The organism is Paracoccus maritimus, from assembly GCF_025195095.1.
In the GTDB taxonomy this organism is placed as follows: domain Bacteria; phylum Pseudomonadota; class Alphaproteobacteria; order Rhodobacterales; family Rhodobacteraceae; genus Paracoccus; species Paracoccus maritimus.
Map to the genome: position 1 here is coordinate 1 of NZ_JANAVZ010000020.1, position 26,470 is coordinate 26,470.

The 26,470-nt window shown below is 62.2% G+C and carries 23 protein-coding genes; 18 read left to right on the forward strand and 5 right to left on the reverse strand.

All coding sequences use genetic code 11. From position 1 onward, the window contains the following. The first annotated feature begins 490 nt into the window (after positions 1–490). The 3 genes from MU516_RS18280 to MU516_RS18290 all read left to right on the forward strand — a co-directional run bounded on the left by MU516_RS18280 (position 491) and on the right by MU516_RS18290 (position 6,333). Complete coding sequence (locus MU516_RS18280) at positions 491–1,342, forward strand: hypothetical protein (protein WP_260278664.1); 852 nt, start codon at positions 491–493, stop codon at positions 1,340–1,342. A gap of 147 nt (positions 1,343–1,489) precedes the next feature. After that, complete coding sequence (locus MU516_RS18285) at positions 1,490–5,236, forward strand: glycosyltransferase (RefSeq protein WP_260278665.1); 3,747 nt, start codon at positions 1,490–1,492, stop codon at positions 5,234–5,236. Positions 5,237–5,325: 89 nt separating this feature from the next. Next, positions 5,326–6,333 carry a capsular polysaccharide export protein, LipB/KpsS family gene (locus tag MU516_RS18290; protein WP_260278666.1) on the forward strand — a complete coding sequence of 336 codons (1,008 nt, stop codon included), beginning with the start codon at positions 5,326–5,328 and terminating at the stop codon, positions 6,331–6,333. Between the two features lie 66 nt (positions 6,334–6,399). Here MU516_RS18290 and MU516_RS18295 read toward each other — a convergent pair whose 3' ends face one another. Next, positions 6,400–7,020, reverse strand: a complete 621-nt coding sequence (locus MU516_RS18295) for a helix-turn-helix transcriptional regulator (RefSeq protein ID WP_260278667.1) — start codon at positions 7,018–7,020, stop codon at positions 6,400–6,402. Positions 7,021–7,152: 132 nt separating this feature from the next. Here MU516_RS18295 and MU516_RS18300 point away from each other — a divergent pair, with 132 nt between their 5' ends. The 7 genes from MU516_RS18300 to MU516_RS18330 all read left to right on the forward strand — a co-directional run bounded on the left by MU516_RS18300 (position 7,153) and on the right by MU516_RS18330 (position 13,275). After that, positions 7,153–7,362: a frataxin family protein gene (locus MU516_RS18300; RefSeq protein WP_260278668.1), complete on the forward strand. Its 210-nt coding sequence runs from the start codon at positions 7,153–7,155 to the stop codon at positions 7,360–7,362. Between the two features lie 17 nt (positions 7,363–7,379). Then, entirely contained in the window at positions 7,380–8,012 is a 633-nt protein-coding gene (locus MU516_RS18305) for an acyl-homoserine-lactone synthase (protein ID WP_260278669.1), read from the forward strand. A gap of 174 nt (positions 8,013–8,186) precedes the next feature. Then, on the forward strand, positions 8,187–8,516 hold the full coding sequence (locus tag MU516_RS18310) for a hypothetical protein (RefSeq protein WP_260278670.1): 330 nt from the start codon (positions 8,187–8,189) through the stop codon (positions 8,514–8,516). Positions 8,517–8,586: 70 nt separating this feature from the next. Beyond that, positions 8,587–9,030, forward strand: a complete 444-nt coding sequence (locus MU516_RS18315) for a DUF302 domain-containing protein (protein ID WP_260278671.1) — start codon at positions 8,587–8,589, stop codon at positions 9,028–9,030. 106 nt (positions 9,031–9,136) lie between these two features. After that, positions 9,137–9,847 (forward strand): response regulator, encoded by a 711-nt coding sequence (locus MU516_RS18320; RefSeq protein WP_260278672.1) that lies wholly within the window; start codon positions 9,137–9,139, stop codon positions 9,845–9,847. Between the two features lie 30 nt (positions 9,848–9,877). Next, on the forward strand, positions 9,878–11,005 hold the full coding sequence (locus MU516_RS18325; RefSeq protein WP_260278673.1) for an FIST N-terminal domain-containing protein: 1,128 nt from the start codon (positions 9,878–9,880) through the stop codon (positions 11,003–11,005). Further along, positions 11,002–13,275: a hybrid sensor histidine kinase/response regulator gene (locus MU516_RS18330; protein ID WP_260278674.1), complete on the forward strand. Its 2,274-nt coding sequence runs from the start codon at positions 11,002–11,004 to the stop codon at positions 13,273–13,275. The genes MU516_RS18325 and MU516_RS18330 overlap by 4 nt, the downstream gene beginning before the upstream one ends. A gap of 29 nt (positions 13,276–13,304) precedes the next feature. On the opposite strand, the gene MU516_RS18335 is transcribed toward MU516_RS18330, so the two are convergent. The 4 genes from MU516_RS18335 to MU516_RS18350 all read right to left on the reverse strand — a co-directional run bounded on the left by MU516_RS18335 (position 13,305) and on the right by MU516_RS18350 (position 18,706). Continuing rightward, positions 13,305–15,638, reverse strand: coding sequence for a mechanosensitive ion channel domain-containing protein (locus MU516_RS18335; protein ID WP_260278675.1), 2,334 nt, complete (start codon positions 15,636–15,638; stop codon positions 13,305–13,307). Between the two features lie 155 nt (positions 15,639–15,793). After that, a complete protein-coding gene (locus MU516_RS18340; protein ID WP_260278676.1) occupies positions 15,794–16,483 on the reverse strand; it encodes an HAD family hydrolase in 690 nt (229 codons plus the stop codon). A 74-nt stretch (positions 16,484–16,557) separates the two neighbouring features. Next, positions 16,558–17,760: a CaiB/BaiF CoA transferase family protein gene (locus MU516_RS18345; RefSeq protein ID WP_260278677.1), complete on the reverse strand. Its 1,203-nt coding sequence runs from the start codon at positions 17,758–17,760 to the stop codon at positions 16,558–16,560. Next, a complete protein-coding gene (locus tag MU516_RS18350) occupies positions 17,753–18,706 on the reverse strand; it encodes a hydroxymethylglutaryl-CoA lyase (protein WP_260278678.1) in 954 nt (317 codons plus the stop codon). The genes MU516_RS18345 and MU516_RS18350 overlap by 8 nt, the downstream gene beginning before the upstream one ends. Positions 18,707–18,781: 75 nt before the next feature. On the opposite strand from MU516_RS18350, the gene MU516_RS18355 reads away from it, so the two are divergent. The 8 genes from MU516_RS18355 (at position 18,782) to aroQ (ending at position 26,162) form a co-directional block, all read left to right on the forward strand. Further along, positions 18,782–19,459, forward strand: coding sequence for a GntR family transcriptional regulator (locus tag MU516_RS18355; RefSeq protein ID WP_260278679.1), 678 nt, complete (start codon positions 18,782–18,784; stop codon positions 19,457–19,459). A 29-nt stretch (positions 19,460–19,488) separates the two neighbouring features. Then, positions 19,489–20,454 (forward strand): Bug family tripartite tricarboxylate transporter substrate binding protein, encoded by a 966-nt coding sequence (locus MU516_RS18360; RefSeq protein ID WP_260278680.1) that lies wholly within the window; start codon positions 19,489–19,491, stop codon positions 20,452–20,454. Next, positions 20,451–20,882: a tripartite tricarboxylate transporter TctB family protein gene (locus tag MU516_RS18365; RefSeq protein ID WP_260278681.1), complete on the forward strand. Its 432-nt coding sequence runs from the start codon at positions 20,451–20,453 to the stop codon at positions 20,880–20,882. The genes MU516_RS18360 and MU516_RS18365 overlap by 4 nt, the downstream gene beginning before the upstream one ends. A 1-nt stretch (position 20,883) precedes the next feature. Further along, positions 20,884–22,377, forward strand: a complete 1,494-nt coding sequence (locus MU516_RS18370) for a tripartite tricarboxylate transporter permease (RefSeq protein ID WP_260278682.1) — start codon at positions 20,884–20,886, stop codon at positions 22,375–22,377. Between the two features lie 230 nt (positions 22,378–22,607). Further along, a complete protein-coding gene (locus MU516_RS18375; RefSeq protein WP_260278683.1) occupies positions 22,608–23,603 on the forward strand; it encodes an ABC transporter substrate-binding protein in 996 nt (331 codons plus the stop codon). An 81-nt stretch (positions 23,604–23,684) separates the two neighbouring features. Further along, complete coding sequence (locus MU516_RS18380; protein WP_260278684.1) at positions 23,685–24,569, forward strand: ABC transporter permease; 885 nt, start codon at positions 23,685–23,687, stop codon at positions 24,567–24,569. Further along, a complete protein-coding gene (locus MU516_RS18385; RefSeq protein ID WP_260278685.1) occupies positions 24,562–25,626 on the forward strand; it encodes a quaternary amine ABC transporter ATP-binding protein in 1,065 nt (354 codons plus the stop codon). The genes MU516_RS18380 and MU516_RS18385 overlap by 8 nt, the downstream gene beginning before the upstream one ends. A gap of 101 nt (positions 25,627–25,727) precedes the next feature. After that, on the forward strand, positions 25,728–26,162 hold the full coding sequence (gene aroQ, locus MU516_RS18390; RefSeq protein ID WP_260278686.1) for a type II 3-dehydroquinate dehydratase: 435 nt from the start codon (positions 25,728–25,730) through the stop codon (positions 26,160–26,162). Positions 26,163–26,470: the final 308 nt, after the last annotated feature.

The following is a 26,470-nucleotide window of genomic DNA, read 5'->3' on the forward strand; positions in this document are numbered from 1 at the left end:
CCGGTCAGGACCGACCCGCGATCCGTGACGGTGATCCACGCGTCGTCGGCATCACCGTCCACCGCCACCTCGGCCTCGCGGCCATATTTGAGGGCGTTGTCGATCAGGTTCGACAGCGCGCCGGCTCTTGGTCCTGCTTCCTGCCGTGGCACATCAGAATCCTTGTGCCTGTGCCGAAACCTATGGCAGATATCCTGCCTATCGTTGATGTCGTGGAAACCGCGCATGTCTGGGACCGGCGCGCCGGCATTGCAAAGACAAAGAAGAACGCCCCCACAAGGGTCCGAGACGCAAGAGGCAGGACATGCACGAAACCCCGGCGGTTGTGGTTATCGGTGGCTCGAACTCGTTGCTTCGGAACGGCTGGGTCGATCATTTGAAGGCCATGCATCCTCGCCCCGATCAGGTCATCAATCTCAGCATAGGTGCGGCCACGACAGCCATGGGGCTATATCGCCTTCTCAGCTGTGTTGACCTGCCGCCTGACCCCGTGATCCTGTGGGAATACTCGTTGAACGAGACAAATTATTTTCTGCATCGACAACCCGGACGGGTGATGACCTATCACAATCGCTGGCTGTTCGAGATCTGCCGCCGTCGTGGTTATCGGGTGCTGCCCGTTCTGCTGTACAACAGATCCGAAGCGACAGGCGAAGAACAAAGCCGCTACCGCGGTGCCCTGGCCGACCTGCTGGCGCGATATGGCCTGCACAGTGTGGACGCGCAACAATTGTGGCTGCGCGACTTCAGCCATCTGTCGGCGGACGTGCTGTATCGCGACAATCCGCATTATTCGACCGAAACGGGGTTTCCTCGCGCGCTTGCGCGCGTCGTTCTGGAAAAGGCATCGCAGGCGGTAATACCGCGCGATAGCGCCGAAGACGGCCGATTCACAGAGCGGGAGTTGCGGATTCTTGCACCTGATCAGGCCGGGTCAGTGAGTTTCGTAAACCGGATCATAGATTGCAAGATCCATCCGATGGCTGAACCGTTGCATATACAGATGGATGGGCGCCTTCTTGCCTGCTTTATGATTGCCTCCAAACGGGGGCCCGCGATTATCTTTCAAAGTGGATCCGAGAAGCGCGGCCCGTATTCCGCACAAATCAGCGCCAGAGAGTCCGGACCCGAATTCCAACTTAAGCACCTTCTGCTTTGGGCCCCCGGAAACAAGCCAATGGTGGTTCAGGGACATCTGACAATAACCCCACGCAATCCGGCTTTGCGCAAACCTGTCGTGCAACATACGCTGGCCTGGAATGGGGCGTGCCCGCCGGAAACCGGGGCAGATGCTGCTGCCAGAGGCGGCATGATCGGCGTTCTGGCAGAGGTGGCAGGCTAAGTTTCTCCGACCGGGAAGAGCTGCGGCACTTTGCACTTGCCTTTCGCGTGTGGCGGCTGGCATGACGCGCCTGCCTGCTACCCCGGCAGGCGGCGTGGATCAGACCGGCCTCGCCGCACCGCGACGACACAGGAACCAACCAGGGCGATGAGCAACCAGCACGACACCCAGACCGAAGGTTCGGAGCTTTACACGAACTTCCTCAAGCTTCTGGATCGACCCGTCGCGCGCGACGTCACGGATTTTCGCGAAGACCTGCTGAACCGGCGCTTGCTGCCCCATCGCATCGGCTTTCGTCGTCGCAACCTTACCGGTGCCTTCTCGGCCAACCTGCCACGGCTGTTTCCCAACCTGATCGCGGTGGACGAACGACGGATCGACGAAGACGCACCTGTGCTGATGTACGGGGCGATCCTTGACGACCTGTCGAAATCGCATGACAGCACACAGGCATTGCTGCCGCATGTGCGTGCGGACGACGATGTGCTGTTCTTCGAGATGGGTTTCCTGGCCTCGACCACCAGCTGGTCCGAGGCGTTGGCATCTCGCGATCCCCGGCAGGCCTGCCTGGGTTATATCTTCGATGATCGCGCCCAGTATTACATGGCAGACTACGAAACCAGGCTGGACGAGCGGCTGAACAGCGAATTCGCGCTGTCCGATGCGGAACGCGCCCGAGCCGGGGCGGCGATGCGCCGGATCGTCGAGGCGAAGATCTCGAAATACAATTCGCAGCCGTTCTTCACGCCTGAAACGTCGCCCGGCTACTCGCGCCGTGTGCTTGTGGTGGACCAGAATTTCTCGGATGCCTCGACCTTCTATGGCCGGGCGTCTGCTGACGATTTCAAGGCAATGCTGGCTGCGGCGATCGACGAGAACCCGGACGCCGAAATTCTGGTCAAGACGCATCCCGACCTCAACTGGGTCAAGGGCGGGACGCGACGCGGCTATTTCGATCACCTGAAATCCGAAGGCCGGGTTCGTATCCTGCGCGACGGGGTAAATCCCTTCGACCTGTTCGACCTGGTCGACAAGGTCTATGTCGGCACAAGCGGCATGGGGCTGGAAGCGCTGCTGGCCGGCAAGGAGGTGGTCTGTTTCGGCGCGCCTTGCTATGCAGGCTGGGGATTGACCGACGACCGGGCCGAGGTGCCGCATCGTCACCGCAAGCGTGACCTGATCGAATTCTTCCACGCCTTCTACATCTGGTACACGATCTACCATCTGCCGGAAGGCGACGTTCCGGCCCGGATTGAGGATGTGCTGGATTTCATTGAGGCGAACCGCCCGGTTCAGCCGGTTCCGACATCCGCATCGGCGGAACCGGTCGTGTCTATCGTCATTCCTGTGCATGGCGTGGAACGCTATGTCGGCGAGTGCATCGAATCCATTCAGCGCCAGAGCATGAGGGATTTCGAAGTCATCCTGATCGACGATGTCAGCCCCGACAATTCGGCCGCGGTGATTCAGGCCTATTGCGACCGCGATCCCCGGATCAGGCTGGTCCGACGCAGCAAAAATGCCGGACCCGGCTTCGTCCGCAATCAGGGGATTGATCTGGCGCGGGGCCGCTATGTTCTGTTCATAGACCCTGACGACTACATGCCCGATCCGGCACATCTGTCGAATATCGTCGCGGTGGCGGATGCGGACAATGCCGACATGGTTCGCTTCCGCAAGCGACACGAACAGGTCGAAGACGAAAGCGGCGCGGTGCTGCAGATGCGGCCCGATACAACCGAAAACTATTTCCCCCGCGAGGTCAGGCGCACGTCGCTGAAAAAGCATCGTGCAATCGCACATTCACGGCATTTCTGGAACTGGCTGTATCGACGCGACTTCCTGGACCGCGGCAATGTGCGGTTCCTCACAACCTATCGCGAGGAACGCGCATTCCTGCTGCAGGCCTATATGGCAGATCCGGTCATCTCGCTGTCCGACAGCAATGGAGTGGTCTATCGGGTTCGGCCGGATTCGGCGGTGCGGCGTGCCCAGACCATGTCCGATGTGCGCGATCAGTTGCAGAATTTCGATCTGGTCGTCAGTCAGTTGCAGGATCACGGCGCGTTGGAACCGTCGTCGCCGCATTGGTGGCTGGCGCGGTTCCAGGTGTCGCAATTCCTGCACTATCTTTACTTCGGCTTCGCGTGGAAGACGGCATTGGCCGAACAGAAGACCGAAACATTCATCGATGCGCTGGCACGAACGCTGGATCGCGCAGGGCTTCAGCCGCAGGATCTTATCTCGGCGCCGTCGCAATTGTCGGAACGGCATCTGCGCGCGAACGCCTATGGGTTGCTGCTGGCCGCGACGCGGATGCGCCGCGTTGACCTGATCGAGGCTGCGCTTTCACTGGCGCCGATCGCTGCGGACGATTTGTATCGCGAATACCTGCGCACTCCACAGGATCCCGCCCATCATGGCCTGCAGCAGGCGCTGAACCTTTATGCGCGGAATGATCGTGTCAGCGCGCCAAGGACGCCGCCGACCCAGACCGAAGAGCGGCCTCGCCTGATCCTGCATCTGGGTGCCACGAAGACCGGCAGCACCATTTTGCAACACCTGCTAGAGGACAACCGGCCGGAACTTCTGCGCAAGGGCATCTGGTATCCTGAGGTCGGGCTTTTCTGGCAGGCCGACCGACCCCACAAGCAGGCCGGACATGCCCGGTTCATGGAGGCAGCATCCAGCGGAAATCCCGACCCGCGCCAGCATATTCTGAACGGTCTGGCGCTGATGCCGGGCCATGTCCACACCATCATCCTGTCCTCCGAGGCGTTCTTCCTGAACCCAAAAGCGTTGGCGCTGCCCGGCTATTTCAGTGATTTTCCGACCGAGATGGTTGTCTATCTGCGCCGTCAGGACGAATGGGCAAATTCGCAATATGCCGAGTTCGTGGCAGGCGGGGCAATCAGCAGCAGATCCGTGCGCTTCGCGACCTGGCTTGGCGAGGAGCAGACCCGGGACTGGCTGGACTATGATCGCCTTGTGCGTGACTGGGAACAGCTTCTGCCCCGCGAAGCCCTGCATCTTCGGCGGTATCAGCGGACCCGTGGAGGGTCGTGGAACATCACCAGTGATTTTGCCGAGATCACCGGGCTTTCCGAGATCGCGACTCTGCCTGCGCCGGCTCGGAACAAAAGCAATGATGCGCGGTTGTCGGCCGCCCATGTCGAACTGATCCGCCAGTTCAACAAGCGTCCATTTCGCGACATGAAAGCCTATCTGACTTTCATCGAGGAAGCCGTGTCCGGCCTGAATGCCTGGCGCCAGGCAAACAAGCTTGACATGCCAGGTCCCTGGTTCCTGACAGACGAGACGGCAGACCAGATCATGCAAGCGGCACGCGTCGGCAATGATCGCATTGCGCGGGACTATTTTGGTGTTCCCGGGGACCAGCTTTTCCCACAGCGCGCGGCCGCGCCCGCCGATTGCCCTGTCCACCTGGCCGAATTCGAGATCGTCGAAACTGCCTATGGGAACCGAAGAAGCCCGCGCCCCGGCGGCTCGCGGTCGCGCGGCATCGTGAATTTCGGAGTATTCGGCTGGCGGCTCTGGTCGTCCGTGCCGCTGCTTGCGATGGTCTATCGTCAGCGCGGCCGACCCGATCTGGCCAACCAGCTTCGCGCAGATCCAAAGGCCTTTGCCGATCAGCATTGGGTGGGGCGCCATCCGCGGTTGCGCTGGCTTGCCTACTCAAACAGCAGCACGCTGGGGCCGCGGCAGGTGCTACGCTTCTGGATACGGCCTCTCCAGCCGCTGGTCCAGCGTCGCGGGGGCGATGATGCGGTGCGCCGTCTGCACGCTGATCCCGTTGCGTTCGTCCGCAATCTGAACAATCCCGCCGCAAAGCTTGTGGGCCGGCTGCTCTTTCCGATGGGAGAACGGATCTGAGCGATATCGACCGCAACTTCCCGCCCGCCGCATCGGATATGGTCACCTCACGCAAAACCGTCACGCTGGAGGTGCCGGAAGCCTGGTTCATGAACCCTGAAGACGGCGATCGGCACCGTCTTTTCTACAGCGCGCTTCTGTCGGCCTTGGCCGGTATGCGGGTGCTGATCGATCCGGTCTGGCTTCCTCGCGGCGCCGAACGCGCCGCGCGGCCGACCGCCTCGGAGAATCTGGTCCTCAGCTTTCATTCCTATGGAGAAGCCGGGAACATCCTTCGCTGCAAGGAATCCTATGTCCCGCCATTCTATACGATGGATCGGATGGGCTATTCCTGCTTTTCGGAACTGGCCCGGTTTCCTGAACGCTTCCGTGACCAGATCGGGGCTGGCGACGATCGCGCCGCTGCCTCTTTCGTCAGCCGTCTCGGGCATGAATTGCGGCACGCCAACCGATCGAAATATCCGCAACCCCCCGCCGAGGCGCGCCGCATAGCGGGCGGGTATGTTTTCGTTCCGCTCCAACTGCGAAACGACAGCGTGGCACAAGGACTGTGGCTGGATAGTCGCGCGGCGCTGAAGACGATCGTCGATGCCGCGTCCGCGCGCGGGTTGACGACGGTCATCAAGCGTCATCCCCGCTGTCGAAGTCGCCGGATCGACGCTGCATTGCAAGAGTTGCGACAGCGCCCGGAGGTCGTGTTGTCTGATCGATCGATCTACGACCTGATCCCTGACGCGGAACTGGTCGTGGGCGCCAATTCCGGCGTTCTCTTCGAGGCCCTTTTGCAAGACCGCCCCGTGATCAGCTTTGCTGCGTCCGATTTCGCGATGGCGGTGCAACAGGTGCGAAGCCAGGCGGAACTGGCCGCCGCCATCGCGCGACCCGATCCGCCCGCCTTGTCCTGGCGCCACAAGTTTCTGTTCTGGTATCTTTGCAGCTATTGCGTTCGCGCCGATGACAGCTTCGAGATCGGTCAGCGGATAAGGTCGTTCAACCCGGACCCAACGCCGGACGGTTCGACGGTGACCCGCGTCGGGTCGCGCCTGAACTGGTATTTTCTTGCGATCCTGGATCGGATAAGGCGCAGGTTCTTCTAGGCTTGGCCGGCGGCCACGAAGATAGCTTTTGGGATACGCCGAGCAATCAGTTCTGCACCGGACGGTTCAAAGATAGTTGCGGGCCACGGCGATCGCGACGGCTTGCGTGCGGGTCTTTGCCCCGAGTTTTGTGCAAGCCTTCTGGGCGCGTTGCTTTACCGTCGCCTCGGCGATACCCAGCTTTGCGGCGATGGCACCCTGTGCCAGCCCGTCGCGAAGGCATTCCAGGACCGCCAGTTCGGCCCCGGTCAATGAGGCGCGGTTCAGGACCAAGTCCGTCCACAGGTTGAATTTCGTGGACAGGGTGACGATCTCGTCGTCGGTGAACTCGCGACGTGGATGCGACAGGGTCAGAAACGACCGCTTCAGATCGGTCTTGCGTGAAATCGCCACGCCGAAATTCAGGCGAAATTGCTGCGCGGCGTGCATGAAAGCCATGTCCTCTGGCCGCTTGCGAACGTCGGACCAGCGAATCCAGCCCTCGTTCTCGACCGTCCAGCGGGCGATCGGATCCGCGAAGAAGTAGTTCCGTTCCTGATAGATGTCGCGCCATTCCTCGGGATAGGCGTTATACAGATGCTCTGGCCCCTGATAGGTCAGGTTGAATCCCATGATCCAGCCCGACGGCGCCAAGCGGTGCAGTTCGGCAATCTCGTCGCCGAAATTTGGGATCAGATCATGCAGCAATTCCGCCTCCTCGCGCTCATGTGATGGGCAAAGTAGCTTATGGGATATGCCCAGAAGTCACTTTTGCAATTTTGTCCGCGACAGCGTCCTTTTACGCGTTTTTAGTGCCCTTACACCAGTATGGAGATTCAGATGGTAACAGCGTTCAACGAACAGAAGCTGGCAGACGCTGAGTTCAGCAGGGACATGGTCGAAACGATGCTGGAGTATTTCGACGCATATGCCGATGACGGTGTTTTGACTGTCGAGGTGCGCGAGGGGGGACTTTGGCTTCCCAACCGAATCACCGGCGGTCGCCAGTTCCTCGGCCTTGCCAAGCTTCCCGATTTTCTCAAACACTAGCATTTCCGAGGTACAAGATGAATTCCACCTTGCGGGTCGATGTCCTCGTCCTGCCATTTGACATGGACCGGTTCGATCTGGTCGCCAAGTTCTTCGAATTTCGCAAGAAAATTTTCGTGGACCAGATGTGCTGGCCGCTGCACCACGCGGAAGGGATCGAGTTCGAGCAGTACGATACCTTCGACACCGCCTATGTGATCGCCCATGAGGACGGTGAGGTCCTAGGCGGCGCGCGACTGAAGCGGACCGACAAGCTGTTCGGGAAAGGAAAGGTCAGCTATTCCTACATGATCAGGGATGCACATCTGGGCCTATTGCCGGGAATGCCGCATCACCTGTGCTACGATGCGCCGCCCACCGATCCGAAGTGCTGGGAATTGACCCGCTTTGCCGCAGTCCATCGGTCGGGGCTGGCCGAACAAATTCTGGAAGCGGCCAACGGTTACCTGCACCGAATCGGCGCGACCGACTGCCTGTTTCTGGGTCCGCCGGCCTTTTTGCGCATGGCATCGCGACTTGGCTGGACGCCTGAACCGCTTGGAGATGTCGTGTGCAATGATGACGGCCGGTTTCTTGCCTTTGCCTGTCCGGTACGCGCCCCCGTCGGGCGACCGCAGCCGCCTGCGCCGCAGCCGCACATGCATCACTAGGGCTTCGCGCACGGCGATCTGGCGGCGCAGGTTTGTCGAATTCTTCGTCGGTCATGGGCGTCGCACAGGCGCTGATGGCGCGGCGGTCGATTTTGCCTTGACGGAAATTTTCCGTTTTGCATCAATGATACGGCTTGCGGACGAAGCGGATTCGGTCGCAGAGGATCTTCGTTGGTGCATTCGACATTTCCGGAAAACCAGTCTGACGCGGTGACCGAGGACCGTTTTCGCCTTCTGGGAGGGCAGGGCTGGCGAATCGAGATCACTTGTCTGGCGTCGGCGCAGAAACGTCACGCAAACTATTTCGGGCAGTGGGTCATTTGTGCGATTTCGCCGGATGGCGACCAACTGCGCCGTCTGGTGACCGCGCGGAATCTGGCCGACATGCGAAGCTTCAAGACGATCAACGGGCTGGTTTCATTTCTGGAGGAGCTTGGAATCGATGCGCCGCATGTCCCGTTGCGCGAGGGGATGCGGCTGGCCCAATCGCCGCATGAGGAATGATGGCGGGATGGGAACCTGCCTGCGGCGACATGGTTGGGTAGCGAACCGACGTCAGCAAGGAGAGATTGACATGTCCCGCCTGATCCCGACAGTTGTTGCAGCCGCTTTTCTGGCCGTTCCGGCGCATGCCGATACAGAAAGCGTTGCGACGCAGCGCCCGGTCGCCGAAGTGATGGACAGACTGGAGGCCGCCGTCAAGGATGCAGGGGCGATGGTATTTGCCCGCGTCGATCACGCAAAGGGCGCAAGCGACGCCGGGCTGGAGCTGGCCGATTCGCAGGTGCTGATCTTCGGCAATCCGCAACTGGGAACGCAGCCGATGCAGCAGGACATTCGCGCAGGGCTGTACCTGCCGATGAAGATGCTGGTCTATCGCGACGGCGACCAGACCCAGATCCTGTGGCAGGAACCCGAGGACATGTTCGACGACCTGCATCTGGACGACGACGCGCCCTACCTGGACAAGATGGAACAGGCATTGCGCGGCTTTGCAACCGCTGCCGCACGCGACTGATCGGACCATTCCGTCTGTCGCCGCCCATGCGACCAATTTACAGGTCGGCCTGGAGGCAAATACGACCTAAGCTGCAGGGGATGGTTCTTCGCTGCGAGGTGTATCCATGTCCGACAGGCTGTTCCGTAGCGGCGCGAAGCCGGTCTTCCGTACCGCGCTGATCGTCGAGGATCATCCGCTGTTCGGTGACGCACTTGCGATGACGCTGCAATCCGTATCCGGGATCGAGCGTGTGACACATGCCGAAAGCCTGGCGCAGGCTGCGCAGTTTCTTGAGGATGGGCGTGACTTCGACGTAATCCTGCTGGACCTGAACCTGCCCGATGTCGATGGCTTGGAAGGCCTGGTTGCCCTGCGCCGCATCGCGCCCGAGATCCCGATCTTGTTGGTGACGTCCGTGAACGAGTCAAGGGTAGTTCGGGCATCGCTGGCGGCGGGCGCGGCCGGATTTGTGCCCAAGCATTCCCGGCGCGAGGTGTTTCGTGCCGCATTTCAGTCCTTGGCGGCGGGCGAGGTCTATGCGCCGGACCTGCCCTGTGATCGGGAACCCGGTGCGATCGCGCCCGACAACATGGATAGGGCGATCCGCAGCCTGTCCCAACTGACCCGGCAGCAGGCGAAGATTCTTGATTTGATCTGCGACGGCATGATGAATAAGCAAATAGCCTACGAACTGTCGATCGCCGAGACGACGGTCAAGGCGCATGTCACGGCAATCATGCGCAAATTGGGGGTCTCGTCGCGCACACAGGCGGTCCTGTTGGCGCGCGACGCAACGATGACGGGACAGCTTTCCGATGCAGGAGGAACTTCATAGCGCCCCCTATATGCGGTGGAACGTCGGACGATGATTCCGGTTCGCGCGTCCGTCCCGGTCAATGATCCAGATCCCGTCCGCAGGCTGGCCGCTGATCTTGGCCAAGGCCCCTTCGCACTGGTTCTGATCTTTGCGGCGCCACAGGCCGATCCTTCGGGTATCCTGCATCGCGCCGGCAGTCTGTTCCCCCAGGCAGAGATCGCCGGATGCACCACCGCCGGCGAGCTGTGCGAGGACGGCTATGCCGAGGGGCGGATCGTCGCGGTCGCATTTCCCGCCGCAGGCTTTGCGGTCGAGACGGTGTTGATCGATCCTCTGGATGAAGTCGATTCCCGGGTCGTTGTGTCGCAGCTGCAGACCGCACGCCAGAACCTGCACCGCAGGGCCGAGGATTTTCCGAATGAGTTGGGCATTCTCCTGGTGGACGGCGTGTCAGGGCACGAGGAGTCGCTGATCGCCTCGCTGGCGGGCGGGCTTGGGCCGGTTCCCGTGATCGGCGGTTCGGCCGGGGACGGGCGTCGCTTCAAGCAGACCCAGATCTTTGCGCGCGGCGCCGCCCATGATCGTTCGGCGGTACTGTGCCTGTTGCGCGCACGTGCGCCGTTGCAGACATTTTCGCTGGATTCGACGCGGCCCTCGCGCACGCAGATGGTTGTCACCGCCGCCGATCCGCAAAGCCGCGCGGTCCTGCGCATCAACGATGAACCGGCGGCACTGGAATATGCCAGGCTTTTGTCGGTGCCGGTCGAAAGCCTGGGCAGCGTTGTCTTTGCGACCCGCCCCGTTCTGGTGCGGGCGGGCGGGCGACATCATGTCCGCTCGATTCGTGGGGTGGGACCGGACAACGCGCTGATCTTTTTCGGCGCCGTGGCCGAAGGCATGGTCCTGACCCTGTCCGAGGAAAGCAGCATCGCCGCGCATCTCGACACCGCGCTGGCGCAGATGCGCGCCGAACGTGAACCCGGCATGATGCTGGCCTTTGACTGCATCTTTCGGCGCATCGACGCGGAAAGCCGGCAGCTAGTGTCCGAGGTCTCGCGCATCCTGCGCGAACATCGGGTTGCCGGGTTTTCGACCTATGGCGAACAGTTCGGCAGCATGCATGTCAACCAGACCTTTACCGGCGTGGCGTTCTACGGCCCGGATGACGGCCGATGACTGAACCCCGTTTGCCTGCGGATATCGACCGGATGATGTCGCCCGGCGACGATCTTGAAAGACGTCATGAGAAGCTGGTGCGCATCACCCAGTCCCTGATCCGCCACGTCGAGAACCTGCCCGATGACAACGGCGTCGGCTATGCCCAGTTCCAGCGCGCCGCCGTGCTGGAGGACGAGGTGCGCGCCCGCACCCGCGAACTGGAACATGCGCTGGATCTGCTGAATGCCTCGAATGCGCGGCTGGCCGATGCGTGGCGCGACAAGGATATCGCCCGTCAGAACATGGCCAATGCGATCGAGGCGGTGCAAGAGGGATTTGCCCTGTTCGACGCGTCGGATGTGCTGATCATGTGCAATTCGCGTTTCAACGCGCTGCTGCCGGATATCGTGGACGGGCTGAAGCCGGGGCTGCCCTTTGATGACTATCTGCGGCTGGCCGCCCGATCGCGCCATCTGGTCATGCCCGAGGGGATGAGCCGCGATGACTGGATCGCAATGCGGCGTCAGCGCCACAGCGAACGGCACTTCATGCTGACCCAGCAGATGGCCGAGGGTCGTTGGGTGCAGGTTTCGGAACAACGCACCGCGGATGGCAGCACCGCGATCATCCAGACCGAGGTGACACAACTGATCCGGTCCGAACGCGAAGAGCGTGGCCGCATGCTGGATGATCAGGCCCGGATCCTGCAAGCGACGCTGGATCATGTGCCGCTGGGTGTGTGCATCTTCGATGGGCGCCTGCGGCTTTTGGGCTGGAACGCCAATCTTGCGGAAATGCTGGCCCTGCCGCGGGCCCGGCTGCGCACCGGCTCGCATTTCGATGAGATGTGGCAGCAATTGCGCACGCAGTTCGCCTTTCCCCCGCATCGCGGGGCGAACATGCTGGCCGACTGGGTCCGTTCGGTCCGGCGCAAGACCAGCTTTCAGGTCGAATTGCGACGCGAAGGCGGCGGTCGCAGCTTTGCCATCTTTGCGCAGGAGATTCCTGACGGCGGCTTCGTGATGTCGATCGACGATATCACCGATCACCGCGAGGCGATGCAGCAGATCCGCCGGGCGAACGAGACGCTGGAGGCGCGCGTGACCGAACGCACGCTGGAACTGGAAGACGCGCTGGCGCGGGCAGAGCGCGCAAACGCGTCACGGGTCCGGTTCGTCGCTGCGGTGGGCCATGATCTGATGCAGCCGCTGTCCGCAGCGACGCTGTATGTGGGGTCCCTGATAGAAGACATCGACGACCCGCGCCATCGCGCAAGACTGGAAAAGACACAGCGTTCTCTCGATTCTGTCAGCGCGCTGCTGGAGGCGCTGCTGGACATCTCACGCCTCGAGGCGGGGCAGGCGGCGCTGACCATCGAGCCGATCTCTCTGGGGCCGCTGTTTGATCAACTGCGCGAGGATTTCACGCCGCTGGCCGAACAGAAGGGGCTGCAGCTTGTCTTCCGGCCGACCCGCGCGACCGTGGTGTCGGACAGGATCTATCTTCGGCGCATTCTGCAGAACCTTATCTCGAACGCGATCCGCTACAGCGATACGGGCCGCATCCTGATCGCTGCCCGAGACCGGCACCACAGCCAGCTGATCCAGGTTCGCGACAGCGGCCGCGGCATCGCGGACGAGGATCAGCAGGTGATCTTCAACGAATTCAAACGTCTGGACGCCAAGGCATCCGCCGCCGAAGGGCTTGGCCTGGGGTTGGCGATCGTCGACCGCGCTGCCGCATTGTTGGGACACAGGCTGGATCTGAGGTCGGCGCCCGGGCGGGGCTCGACCTTTTCGGTCGAGGTGGCTTCGACCCGGCAGGGCGATCTCCGCGCGGCGGCCGACCATCCCGCACAACCCCCAGCGCAGGACCGTGTGGCCGACCTGACGGCGCTGATCGTGGAAAACGACGCCGAGATGACGCTGGCGCTGTCGCAACTGCTGGAACAATGGGGCATCGACGTGCTGGACGTTTCGTCCGGCGAAGACGCGATTGCGTTGATCGAGGAAACCGGGGTCGAGCCGGATATCTGCCTTGTGGATTACCAGCTTGGTTCAGGCATGAACGGAATCGCGTGCCTGACCGGTCTGGCCGGTCTGCTGCCGGCGACATCGGTGAAATGCCTGATGACCGCGAACCGCTCGGACGCGCTTCAGCAAGAGGCCGCGAGCCGCAGCATCGAGATCCTGCACAAGCCCATATCGCCTGCGACGCTGGCGCGCGCGATCATTCCGGCGATCGGAAATGACCGTCAGGCCAGCCTTTCCATAGATATCGCGGACTGATCGCGGCCGCCACGCCGAACCGACCGATGTCATGCCGTCGAGGGTGTCGAGCCGTCCTCTGCCGCGATGCGGATGGGTTGTGTCGTGCCCTGCTTGGATTCGCCCAGATAGATGGTTTGATGCGGGAACGGGATCTCGATATTACGGTCATCGAAGATCTCTTTCAGCAGGCCGTTATAGGCACGCCCGACACCCCATTGCGATCCGGGCACGCATTTGATCCGGGCCCGGACCACCACTGCGCTGTCACCGAAGGAATTGATGCCGAACCATTCCAGATCGCCCAGAATCAGCGCGGCCTGATCGGGATCTGCTCGCAACCTTTCGAATGCATCCAGCATCGCCTGCTTCACCTCGGCGATGTTCTCGCGATAGGCCACGCCCATGTCGCAGACGAAATAGCCGAATTCGCGCACATAATTCGTGACCATGTCCACCGATGAAAACGGAATGACGTGGAACGCGCCAGCCAGATCGCGAAGACTTACCGAGCGGATCGTCAGGCGTTCGACCGTGCCGGTCGTTCCGCCGACCGTGACCACGTCACCGACATTCATCGCGTTCTCGAACTGGATGAAGATGCCGGTGATGATGTCCTGCACCATCTTTTGCGCGCCGAAGCCGATTGCCAGACCCAGAACCCCCGCAGATGCCAATAGGGGCGCAATGTCGAGGCCGATCTCGGCCAGCACGAACATCAGGGTTACGACCAGAAGGGCGATTGTGGCGGCATTTCGCAGCAGCGACAGAAGGGTCTGTTCCCGCGAGGTGGCGACCGAGCCGAATTCCGGATTCAGCCGGTAATCCACCCACGAGGTCAGCGCGACCCAGACCAGGAATGCCATCATCAGGATGGCCGCGACCGAGAAGATCGTGCCGGTCAGCTGGACGCCGATCCGGCTGGCCATCCATTCGCGCAGATCGATGATGTTGATCGCATTCAGCGCGAAGATCATGACCAGCGCGAAGATCACCAACCGCAGCACGAACAGCGCCTTCGGCACGAAGGTGTTCAGCCGCCGTTCCAGCAACGGCAGGCGCGCATTCACGTTTTCCGGCAGGTGAACCCCGCCGACGATCACGCGCGTCAGGATGCCCGACAGGGTCATGCCGACCAGCGCCGCGACCAGAACCTGGCCCGAGTTCAGCAGCGACCGGAATGCCGCATCGCCGGGCTGGATCAACACCAGCACCAGCATGACCAGCAGATACAGCATCACCGGCAGATGCCAGTTGCGCACCAGCGCATGGAAAAGCCCGCGCTTCCTGCGACCCGAAACCGGCTCGCCGTCGGCGGGATGCAGATCCTGATCATGACCGGGATCGGCGAAGCCGTGCGACGTCGTGGCGGGGCGCGCCGCGGTTTGACCGCCGCCTTCCAACCAGTCGGCCACTGGCCGACGATTGCGCAGCACCAGCCAGATCGCAATGCCCACGACCGTCAGCGCGATCAGCGCCGACACCGCGCGCCCCGCCTCCATCGAGACATTGGCATTCAGGATCGGCACAACCAGCAACTGACCATAGCCGACAAGCCCGACCATCAGATTGACTCGCCGCGTCAGATAACGCGCCGCCATATCCGAGATCGGCAGCGGCCGCAGATTATGCGCGGATGGCGAAAGCACCAGCCTGACGACCACCTTGGCCATCTCGACCAGCAGGAACGCATTCAGATACAGCGTCTGTCGGATTCCGATGCTGCCGACATCGCCAAGCAGCATGGTCGCTATCAGGTAGCCGACGCCCCAGGCGACGATGACGATCAGCGCGTCCATCAGCGCCGAGGCAATGAACAGGAAAATCGTTCTGACAACGCCGCTGTCGCGCGCCGTTGCGCCCATTCTGGCATAGACCGCCTTGCCCGCCCGCCGCAGCGCCACGAAGACTGCCACGGTCACCACGATGACCAACGCCAGATCCCTCAGCGCGTCGATCAGCACGCCGGCCTCATTGCCGCTGAGCCCGTCAAACGCATCGGATGCCTGCCCAAGCTGCGTCCAGACCGCGCCAGCACGCGAGGCGATATCCTGCGCCGTGTCCTGCGTGATCAGGGCGATCCGGCGGCCGAACGACATCCCCTCGGGTGGTATGGCCGCATCGGCAGGGGCAAGCGTCTCGACGATCTGATCATCCATCGGAGGCGCTGCCTGCTGCTGCGCGGCGCGCAGATCCTCGACCAGCGCGGCCCGTGCCTGATCGTCCTCGATGACTTCCAGCAGAATCTCAAGACTGCTTCGCGGCTCGATACCGGCTTCTGTGCTGTCAGTCGTTTCTGCGGAGCCATCGTCGGTCTGCGCCAGCAAGGTGGCCGGGGCCAGAAAATTCAATACGAAGGTCAGCAGGACCAGCAGGCCCGTCATCCGAAGTCTTGTTACTGTCATCTTACAACGCTGTTTGCCAATGTCCCGCATTCCTGCGGCATGTGCCGCCCGGATGACACCGGGGGACCGTTCACGCCTTCGCGATCACAACGGCTGGCGGCTGACCCGGTTCCGGGCAGAGCCAAAGTGGCGGGCTATCTTGCGCCGTCAAGCAGTGCGTCGGCCATCCTCGCGGCATCGTCTCGAATGGTGAACGCGCCCGCTTCGCGCAGTCGCGCCGCATGCGTGTCGCGCATTCCGTCCAGGTGGCTGCCACCGACGAAGCCAACCGGCCGCATCCCGGCACTGATCGCACCGGCGACGCCAAGGGGCGAATCTTCCATCACAGCACAACGGTGGGGGGCCACGCCCAGACCATTTGCAGCCAGCAGGAAAAGGTCCGGCGCCGGTTTGCCGCGTGCGACCTGATCGGCGCTGAAGCCGGTGCCCTTGAAGTTCTCCGTCAATCCGACGCAATCCAGCGTCACCGCCAGACGCCGCACCGAACTGCCGGTGGCGATGGCCGTGGCAATTCCGCGTGCACGCAGTGTTTCCAGCAAATCCGGCACTCCCTCGATCAGGCGCAACCGGCTGCGAAACCGCTGGAACAGTCGATCCTCGAAGCGTTCGGCGAAACCGTCGGGGCGGGGCTGCCCGCTGCGCTGGACGGCATGATCGATGATGGCGGCGATCGAGACGCCCAGAAACCGCTCTCGCAGCAGCTGAACAGTCATTTCACCCATGCCGGCATCGGCAAGCTCGGCTGCCAGAACCTCCAGCGAGTGGACCTCGCTATCCACCAGACATCCATCCAGGTCGAAGATCACCGCTTCGATGTCAGACATGTCATGGTCCTTCCGCGCTGTTCGCGGCCCTCTTCGCAGCAAGGGCAGGGGTCGTCAAACGAAAGCGACGCGGATCAGTCCGTGCCGATCGTGCCATCCTGCACAAGTGCCGCGATCTGGTCCTGATCGAACCCGGCCTCGGTCAGAACCTCGGTGGTGCCACCGCCCAGGCGTGGCACCGGGCGGTGAACGGCGCAGGGTGTGCCGTTCAGCTTGATCGGAAATCCCAGCACCTTCAGCGCCGGTCCATCCTGCCATGGCGCCTCGATCACCATCTGCTGCGCGGCGATCTGAGGGTCCGAGAAGACCTGCTGCAGGTTCTGCACGATTCCGCAGGGCACTCCCGCCGCGTTCAGCACCGACAGCCAGTGATCGCGGGTCTTGCCGGCCATCCGGCTGTCGATCAGGTCGCGCAGCTCCTCGCGTGCGGCCATCCGCTTGGGGTTGGTATCATAGCGCGGGTCGGTCATGATCCAGCCCAGGTCCAGCGTTTCCAAGAAACGCGTCAGGATCTGGTCATGCGAGTTTGCCACCGCGATCTGTCCGTCCGAGCAGGTAAACAGCCCGTAAGGATACACCAGCGGATGATCGTTGCCGGTCCGCGCCGGCACCTTGTCCGTCGCGAAATATTCGGAGGACAGATAGGCCATCAGGCTGACCAACCCGTTGACCATCGCAACCTCGACCGCCTGACCCTGACCTGTTTTCTGGCGGCCGATCACGGCTGCAAGGATGCCCGTCGCCGCATAGATCCCGGCGATCAGGTCGCTGATGGGCGGGGCTGCACGCATCGGCTGCCCCTCCGGTTCGCCGTTCACGCCCATGAAGCCGCTCATCGCTTGCGCGATGAAGTCGAAGGCGGGGCGATCCACATAGGGACCAGTGCTGCCATAGCCGTTCACGCTGGCCACGATCAGGCGCGGGTTCAGGTCTTTCAAGGTCGTTTCGTCCAGACCCAGCTTGTCCAGCGTGCCGGGGCGGAAATTCTCGACCAGGACATCGGCATCTGCCAGCAGACGGCGCAGCACGGCCTTGCCGGCGTCGCTGTAAAGATCCAGCACGACCGATCGCTTGTTGCGGTTGAAGCCTGCGAAATAGCCTGAATGCCCGTCGGTCATGGTCCCCTGCCCACGAACCGGATCGCCCTTGGGGGGTTCGATCTTGATGACATCCGCGCCCAGATCGCCAAGGATCATGGTGCAGAAGGGGCCCGACAGGACGCGGGTCAGGTCGATCACGCGCAGGCCGTCCAGCGGCCCTTTCACCGGTTCAGCCATTGGCGGTCCTCACACTGTCCATGCTGGCGGTTTGCAGGCGCGGCCCCGCCTTCATGATCTGGCCGGGCAGTTCGCGTCCCACGATCCGCTCGGCCAGATGCGCCGCGTCGATCAGCCTGCCCAGGTCGGTGCCGGTCTCGACCCCGCTTTCGTGGCACAGATATACCAGATCTTCGGTCGCGACATTGCCTGTGGCGCGCGGCACGAAGGGGCAGCCGCCAAGCCCGCCGATGCTGGATTCGTAATGGGTGACACCCAGCGACAGCCCCGCATAGGCGCAGGCCAGCCCGACACCGCGCGTGTTGTGGAAATGCAGTGCCAGATCGGTTTCGGGCAGAAACGACCGCAGTGCCCCAACCCGTTCCGCCACTAACGCGGGTGTCGCCATCCCGGTCGTGTCGCCCAGGGTGATGTAGTCCATGCCCAGATCGCGATAGGCCTTGGCCTGATCGACGACCGCCTGCACGTCCACGTTGCCCTCGAACGGGCATCCGAATGCCGTGGCGATTGCCCCTTGCAGGTGCACGTCAGAGCCTTCTGCAAGCCGGGCGATCTTGGCGAAACCCTGCAGCGACTCGGCGCGGCTGCGGTTCACGTTCTTCAGATTGTGGCTTTCGGATGCCGAGGCAAACAGCACCATCGCATCGACGCCAGCCTCGATCGCCGCCTCGGCGCCACGGGCATTGGGCACCAGCGCGGTCAGGTGCAGGTCGTCGCGGTCGCGAAACACTGCCATCACCTCGGCCGCGTCGCGCATCTGCGGGACGGCGCGGGGTGAGACGAACGATGTCACCTCGAACCGGCGAAGCCCGGCATCGATCAGCGCGCGGATCAGCGCGATCTTGTCGTCGGTCGGCACGAAGCCCGGCTCCGACTGCAGCCCGTCACGTGGACCGACCTCGGTGATGACGGCCTGTTCGGGAAATCCATTTATCCGGCTGGCCATCGGTATCCCCCTGAATAGAACCGGCTTGCAATTGAATGCCGGATTGGTATACCAATTTCTCGGGAGGCGTCAATGATGGCATCAACAGGTCAGCAAGCCGACGAACGGGACATCCTGTCCCGTCTGCGTTTCGCGATCCTGTCGCTGGATCTGGTGCCGGGCGAGGCGGTCAGCGAACGCGCGCTGGAGGCGCAGTTCCAGGTCTCGCGCACACCGATCCGCGAGGCGCTGTTCCATCTGGTCCGTGACGGGCTGGTGGTGCGGGACGGTCGCAGTTATGCAATTGCGCCCTTCGACATGGCCGAAATCGACGAGGTGTTCGCCTTTCGCGACATCGTCGAACCCGCCGCCGTCCGGCTGGCCGCCAAGCTGGCGACGCCGGAACAGATCGCGGCGATCCGGCACAGCATGAACTTCAGCCATGAAGAATTCACACCCGAACGCTGGCTGGAGATGGGCCTTGATTTTCACGTCCGCTGCGCCGCGCTGTCACGAAACCGCTGCCTGGAGACCGCGCTGCAAGACGTGACCTTGCGCACCCTGCGCGCCCGCTGGCTTAGCTTCGCGTCCGAGGAAGGGCGTGCGACCACGCATCGCGAACACAGCGCGATCCTGAACCTGATCGAAGCGCGCGACGCCGAGGGCGCTGCGCGGGCGGTGCTGGCCCATTCGGCTTCTGTCAGACTTGAAGTGCGTGATGCCATCGAGAATGCAAGGCTCTTCATGGGCCGCCGTGGCATCGTCGGAGAATAAAAGAACCATCATCTCAGGGAGGAACAAGGATGATCCGGAAACTGAACGGGCTGAAAGCCGCCGGGGTGGCTGCCACGATGCTGTTCGCGCTGCCCGCGACTGCGGCCGAGTGCATCGCCCCGGCAGACCCAGGCGGTGGCTGGGACTTTACCTGCCGCGAAGTTGGCCGCCTGCTTTCTGAACAAGGTCTGGTCGACGGAAACATGCAGGTCACCAACATGCCCGGCGGCGTCGGCGCAGTGGCCTATGCCAATGTCGCGGGCAAGCGCGCCGATGATGCGGAACTGCTGGTCGCGACCTCGACCGTGGGCATCACCCAGATCGCGCAGGGCAAGTATCCTGCCGGAACCGATGCGATGCGCTGGCTGGCGATGCTCGGCGCCGATGTCGGCACGATTGCGGTTGCCAAGGACAGCGAGATCCAGTCGCTGGACGACCTGATGGCGCGGCTGAAAGAAGATCCGACTTCGGTCGTCACATCCGGATCGTCCGGCGCGGGCGGCTGGGATCACATTCGTCTGCTGCTGTTGGCGCAGGCCGGCGAAGTCGAGGGTCTGGACCAGATCCGCTGGGTCCAGTTCGACGGCGGCAGCCCCGCAGTGACGCAGATGATGGGCGGACAGGTCGATCTGGTCTCGACCGACCTGGGCGAAATCAAGGGTTTCGTCGAATCGGGCGACATCCGGGTTCTGGCGCTGCTGTCGGATCAGCCGGTTTCGGCATTTCCAGACCTGCCTACGGCCAAGTCGCAGGGTTATGATGTGACCGGCTATAACTGGCGCGGCTTCTACACCGGTGGCGAGGTTGGCGACGATGACTATGCTGCCTGGGTCGATAAGCTGAAGACGCTGTATGACAGTGAAGGCTGGCAGGAAACCGCGAAGGCAAGTGGGCTGGAGCCGATCTGGCGCGGCGGCGAAGAGTTCAGCGCTTATGTCGCCGAACAAGAGGAACAGATGGCCGAGATCTCGCGTCAGATCGGTGTCATCCAGTGACAGACCGGCTTGCCGGACTGGCTTTCGTGCTGCTGGCAACCGGCTATGTCTGGTTGTCGGCGGGATATACCGCAGGTTTCGGCGATCCGCTGGGACCTGCGATCTTTCCGCGCGTGGTCGGCATCCCGGCGATCATTCTGGGGCTGTCTCTTGCGATATGGCCGCGCCACACCGCCATCTGGGCCGGGCCTGCGGGTCTGGCGCGGCAGGCGGCGGCGGTGGCGCTGCTGATCTTCTATGCGCTGATGCTGGAACCGCTTGGGTTCGTCGCAGCCAGTTTCGTCTCGATTCTCGGGCTGGGATTGTTGATGGGTGCAACCGCGCTGGCCGGTGTCGTGACCGCAGGTCTTGCCGCGCCGGGATTGTATGTTCTGTTCGACCGGCTGATGGGGCTGCCGCTGCCCCTGGTCGGCACATGGTTTGGCTGACATGGAAATTCTGTCTTCGCTGTGGTCCGGCTTTGCCGTTGCCGCGCTGCCAATCAATCTGGCCCTGATCTTCGGCGGCTGCTTTGCCGGAACATTGATCGGCGCGCTGCCGGGGCTGGGTCCGGTCAACGGCGTCGCGATCCTGATCCCGCTGACCTTCGCCTTCGGGCTGGACGCGACCTCGTCGATGATCCTGCTGTCGGCTGTCTATTACGGTTGCATGTATGGCGGGCGGATCAGCGCGATTCTGCTGAACATTCCGGGCGACGAGCCGGCGATCATGACAACGCTGGACGGCTATCCGATGGCGAAGAAGGGGCAGGCTGCCGACGCGCTGGCGATCTCGGGCCTGGCGTCCTTCATCGGCGCGACGCTGGCGACGATCGGGCTGACATTGTTCGCTCCGATGCTGGCCAAGGCCGCGATCCATTTCGGACCCTCCGACTATTTCGCACTGTATGTGATGGCCTTTGCCACGATCGGCGGGATCACCGGCACCGACCCGCGCAAGACGCTGCTGGCCGCGATGCTGGGGCTGATGCTTGGCACGGTGGGTCTTGACCCATCCACCGGGGTGGCCCGCTATACCTTCGGCAGTTTCAATCTTTATGACGGCTTCGATCCCATCGTGGCACTGGTCGGGCTGTTCGCGATTTCCGAGATCCTGTTCTTCCTTGAAGAACGGGCGCATGGTGGCGGTTTGGTTCCGCCGGGCCGTGTCTTCCCGCGTTTCAGTCGCGTGCGCGAAGGGCTGGGTGCCTCGCTGCGCGGATCGCTGATCGGCTTCGTTGCGGGCATCCTGCCGGGCGCCGGGGCGTCGCTGGGGGCGGTGATGTCCTACAGCTTCGAGAAAAGGCTCAGCGACAAGGGCACCTTCGGGCAGGGCGACCCGCGCGGCGTGGCCGCCCCCGAGGCCGGCAACAACGCCGCCAGCGGCGGGGCGCTGATCCCGATGCTGACGCTGGGGGTGCCGGGATCGGGAACCACCGCCGTGATGCTGGCGATGCTGATTTCGCTGAACATCCAACCCGGTCCATTGCTGTTTCAGCGCAGCCCAGATCTGGTCTGGGGTCTGGTCGCCGCACTGTATCTGGCGAACCTGGTATTGCTGATCCTGAACCTGCCGCTGATCGGCATGTTCACCCGCGTCCTTGGCCTGCCTGCTTGGTGCCTGATGCCGCTGGTCGTCGCGATCAGCTATCTGGGCGTCTATGCGATCACGCATGCTGCATTCGACCTGATGGTCATGGTCGGCTTCGGTATCCTTGGCTTCGTGCTGCGCAAGCTGGAGTTTTCGCTTGTGCCGGTGGTGCTTGGCCTGCTTCTGGGCATGGACATGGAAAACAATCTGCGTCGGGCGCTGTCGATCTCGGGCGGGGATTTCACGATCCTTGTCGAAAGCCCGATTGCCGTCACGATCTATGTCCTGACGATTGCCTTTCTGGCCCTGTCGCTGTGGCTATCGCGGCGCAGCATCGTTCCCACGCCGTCCTGATGCCGCAGGCAAAGATCTGCGGCATGAACGCTCCAATGCCCAAAATCCGCCAACGCGGCTAACAAAAAGCAATAATTATCAGTAATTTGGGAATTCCGCGTCGCGAATGTGTGACAAGCGGTGATCGGTGTTCTATGATTTTTCCAAGCTTGCGTGCTTGCGGTCGCCCTGTGCGGCCAGTCGCGGGGCCGTTCGGCCCCCGAATGTGACAAGAAACGAAAGGACCTCTCATGAAAGCTTTGAAACCCGCACTGGCTGTTGCCGGTCTGATGGTCGCGGCGCCCGCGGCCTTCGCGGCCGAAGACTGCGGCAGCCTGACCATCGCCGAAATGAACTGGGCCTCGGCCGGACTGGCCGCCTGGGTCGACAAGATCATCCTGGAAGAAGGCTATGGCTGCGATGTGGCGCTGGTGACCGGCGATACGGTGCCTACCTTCACCTCTATGAATGAGAAGGGCGAACCCGATGTGGCGCCCGAGCTTTGGGTCAACGCGGTCAAGATCCCGCTGGATGCCGCGGTCGAGGAAGGGCGCATCGTGATCGCGTCGGAAATCCTGTCCGATGGCGGTGTCGAAGGCTTCTGGGTGCCGACCTGGCTGTCCGAGGAACATGGCATCAAGACCATCGAGGACGCGATGGCCAATCCGGATCTGTTCCCCGGCGCCGAGGACAGCAGCAAGGGCGCGTTCTTCAACTGCCCGTCGGGATGGGCGTGCCAGATCATCACCGCGAACCAGTATCGCGCGCTGAACGGTGAGGACAAAGGGTTCGAACTGGTCGATTCCGGATCTGCCGCCGGGCTTGACGGCTCGATCGCGCGGGCCTTCAACCGTGAAGAGGGTTGGTTGGGTTATTACTGGGCGCCGACCGCGATCCTTGGCAAATACGACATGACCAAGCTGGAACTGGGCGTCGAACATAACCGCGAGCAGTGGGACAACTGCACGGTTGTCAACAACTGCCCCGATCCGCAGTTGAATGAATGGCCGCGTTCGGACGTGTTCACCGCCGTGACCGAAGAGTTCGCCGAGAATAATGCGGTGACGATGGATTATTTGGGCAAACGCGCTTGGACCAACGAGACCGTGAACGGGTTGCTGGCCTGGATGGGCGACAATCAGGCCACCAACGAAGACGGCGCCTGGTACTTCCTAGAGAACCATCCCGAAGTCTGGTCCGCATGGGTCAGCGAGGATGTCGCCGCCAAGGTCAAGGACGCGCTCTGATCGGCAAGCAGACAGGCGGGGCGTGCAGGTTACGCCCCGCTTTCGTTCGGACGACCGGCGAACTGACAAAGAAGAAGAACAATGGACCTGATTGAATTCCCATCCCTTGGCCGTGGCGACCTGCGCGACATGCGCATCGCCATCGACGGCGCCTTTCGCGATTTTACCCGCGCCTATGGCGAGACGCTGGAGGCCATGTTCCACCCGATCCAGGTGCTTCTGGTCTTTATCGAGGATCTGCTGATCGGCAGTCCCTGGATTCTTGTCCTGGCAGCCATCGCAGGTCTGGTCTGGGCGCTCAGCCGAAGCTGGCAGATCGTCTTGGGCACGATCATATCGCTTTGCCTGATCGGGTTCTTCGGGATGTGGGAAGACACGATGCGGACCATTGCCATGGTCGCGGTCTGCACGATGATCGCCGTGGTGATCGGCATTCCTGCCGGCATCCTGATGGCGCGCTCGGATCGTGCCAACCAGTTGATCACACCGATCCTGGACATGATGCAGACCATGCCCAGTTTCGTCTATCTGATCCCGGTGGTGATGATCTTCGGGCTTGGCAAGGTGCCGGGCGTGATCGCGGTGGTGATCTATGCCGTACCGCCGGTCATCCGCCTGACCAACCTGGGCATCCGTCACGTTCCCGCCGACGTGCTGGAGGCCGCCGAGGCGTTCGGGTCGAACCCGCGACAGAAACTGAAGGACGTGCAGCTGCCGCTGGCGCTGCCGACCATCATGGCGGGCGTGAACCAGACCATCATGATGAGCCTTGCGATGGTCGTTGTGGCCTCGATGATCGGGGTGCGCGGATTGGGCCAGCCGGTCCTGCAGGCGATCAACAACCAGTATTTCACCCTTGGCGTGATGAACGGACTGGCGATCGTCGCCATTGCGATCATCTTCGACCGCGCGACGCAGGCCTATGGCAAGCGTCTGCAGAAGCATCTGGAGGCCGTGCATGGCTGAGGCGACACACGACATACAGATCAACAGGCTTTACAAGATCTTCGGTCCGAACGGTGCGGCCCACGTGGCCGATGTCGAGGCGGGCATGACCAAGGAAGAGCTGAAGGCCAAGCACAACCACGTTCTGGGCCTGGACGACATCACCCTGACCATACCCGCAGGCAAGATCCAGGTGGTGATGGGTCTTTCCGGGTCCGGAAAATCGACGCTGATCCGACACATCAACCGCCTGATCGAACCGACATCGGGCGAGGTGATCTTCGAGGACCGCGACATCGTGAAGATGTCGCAGACCGAATTGCGCCAGTTTCGCCGCGAAAAGACCGCGATGGTCTTTCAGAAATTCGCGTTGTTTCCGCATCGGACGGTGCTGGAAAACACCACCTATGGGCTGAACATCCGCGGCGTCGGCGAAAAAGAGGCCGGCGAGCGTGCCCGGCGCTGGATCAGCAGGGTAGGACTGGACGGGTTCGAGGAAAGCTATCCGAACCAGTTGTCCGGCGGCATGCAGCAGCGCGTGGGCCTTGCCCGTGCGCTGACCAACGACGCCGAGATCCTGCTGATGGACGAGGCGTTTTCGGCGCTGGACCCGCTGATCCGGACGGACATGCAATCGGTGCTGCTGGACCTGCAGGCAGAATTGCGCAAGACGATCATCTTCATCACCCATGATCTGGACGAGGCGCTGCGCCTTGGCGACCGGATCGCGATTCTGCGCGACGGCAGGATCATCCAGCAGGGAACAGGCGAACAGATCGTCCTGCGGCCGGCCGACGACTATATCAGCAGCTTCGTGCGGGACGTGAACCGCGGCCATGTGATCTCGGTCCGTACCATCATGCGCAAGGGCGAACGGGCGGAAACGCCGGTGACCCTGACCGCGACGACGCTGCTGGAAGAGGCCGCACGGGCAATGACCAATGCAGAGACGAACCGTGCCAATGTCGTCAGCCGGGACGGGACGCATCTGGGCATGATCACCTTGCAGAAATGCGTGACCGAGATGATCGCCCCCGACGACAGCGAGGCGGTGGACCCAGAGGTGCAGGTGGCGTGACGCGCGGCCTCGGGCCGTCTGCCATCAAGAAATCCGCTGACGCGCACCCTTCTGACGGGTTAGGATCGCGGCATCCGTGGCCTATCCCAGAAAGTTGACGAATGAAGAAGATCCATGTGCTGAATGGCCCGAACCTGAACCTGCTAGGTCGCCGCCAGCCCGAAATATATGGCCGAGAGACACTTGAGGATGTCGAGCTGCTGTGCCGGGACGCCGCCGGCGAAAGCCACGACATCCTGATGCGGCAATCGAATTGGGAGGGCCAGATCGTGGACTGGATCCACGAGGCGCGCGAGACGGCCTGCGGCATCGTCATCAACCCGGCTGCCCTGACCCACACCTCGGTCACGATCCTGGACGCGCTGAACGCTTTCGACGGACCGGTGATCGAAGTTCACATCAGCCAAGTGCACAAGCGCGAGGCATTCCGCCATCATTCCTATGTTTCGCTGCGCGCGGACGGCGTGATCGCCGGGCTTGGGTTGGAGGGTTATGCCGCGGCGATCCGTCGCGTGGTGTCCCTGACCCGCGACTGAGCCTCGATCTTCGGAATTTCTCGCTCGCCGATCACGATAGGGCCCATATCGCTGTTCCGGATGACCCGTCTCTGGATGGCACAAGGATCATCCGTCTGGGCAGAGGCGACAGATCAACTTTTCCAGTTCGCGACAATTCCATCTGGGTTATACATCGGCAAACAGTATAATCTGAATTATGGAACTTATGAGCCGAGGCTGTGTGGAAACTCGGCCTTATGGTAGACTTAGACATGGTGGTGGGAGATCGGCATGTCGGGTTTCATCGAAGGCACTGTGCGGGAACAGACGGCTCTTTTTCCAGATCG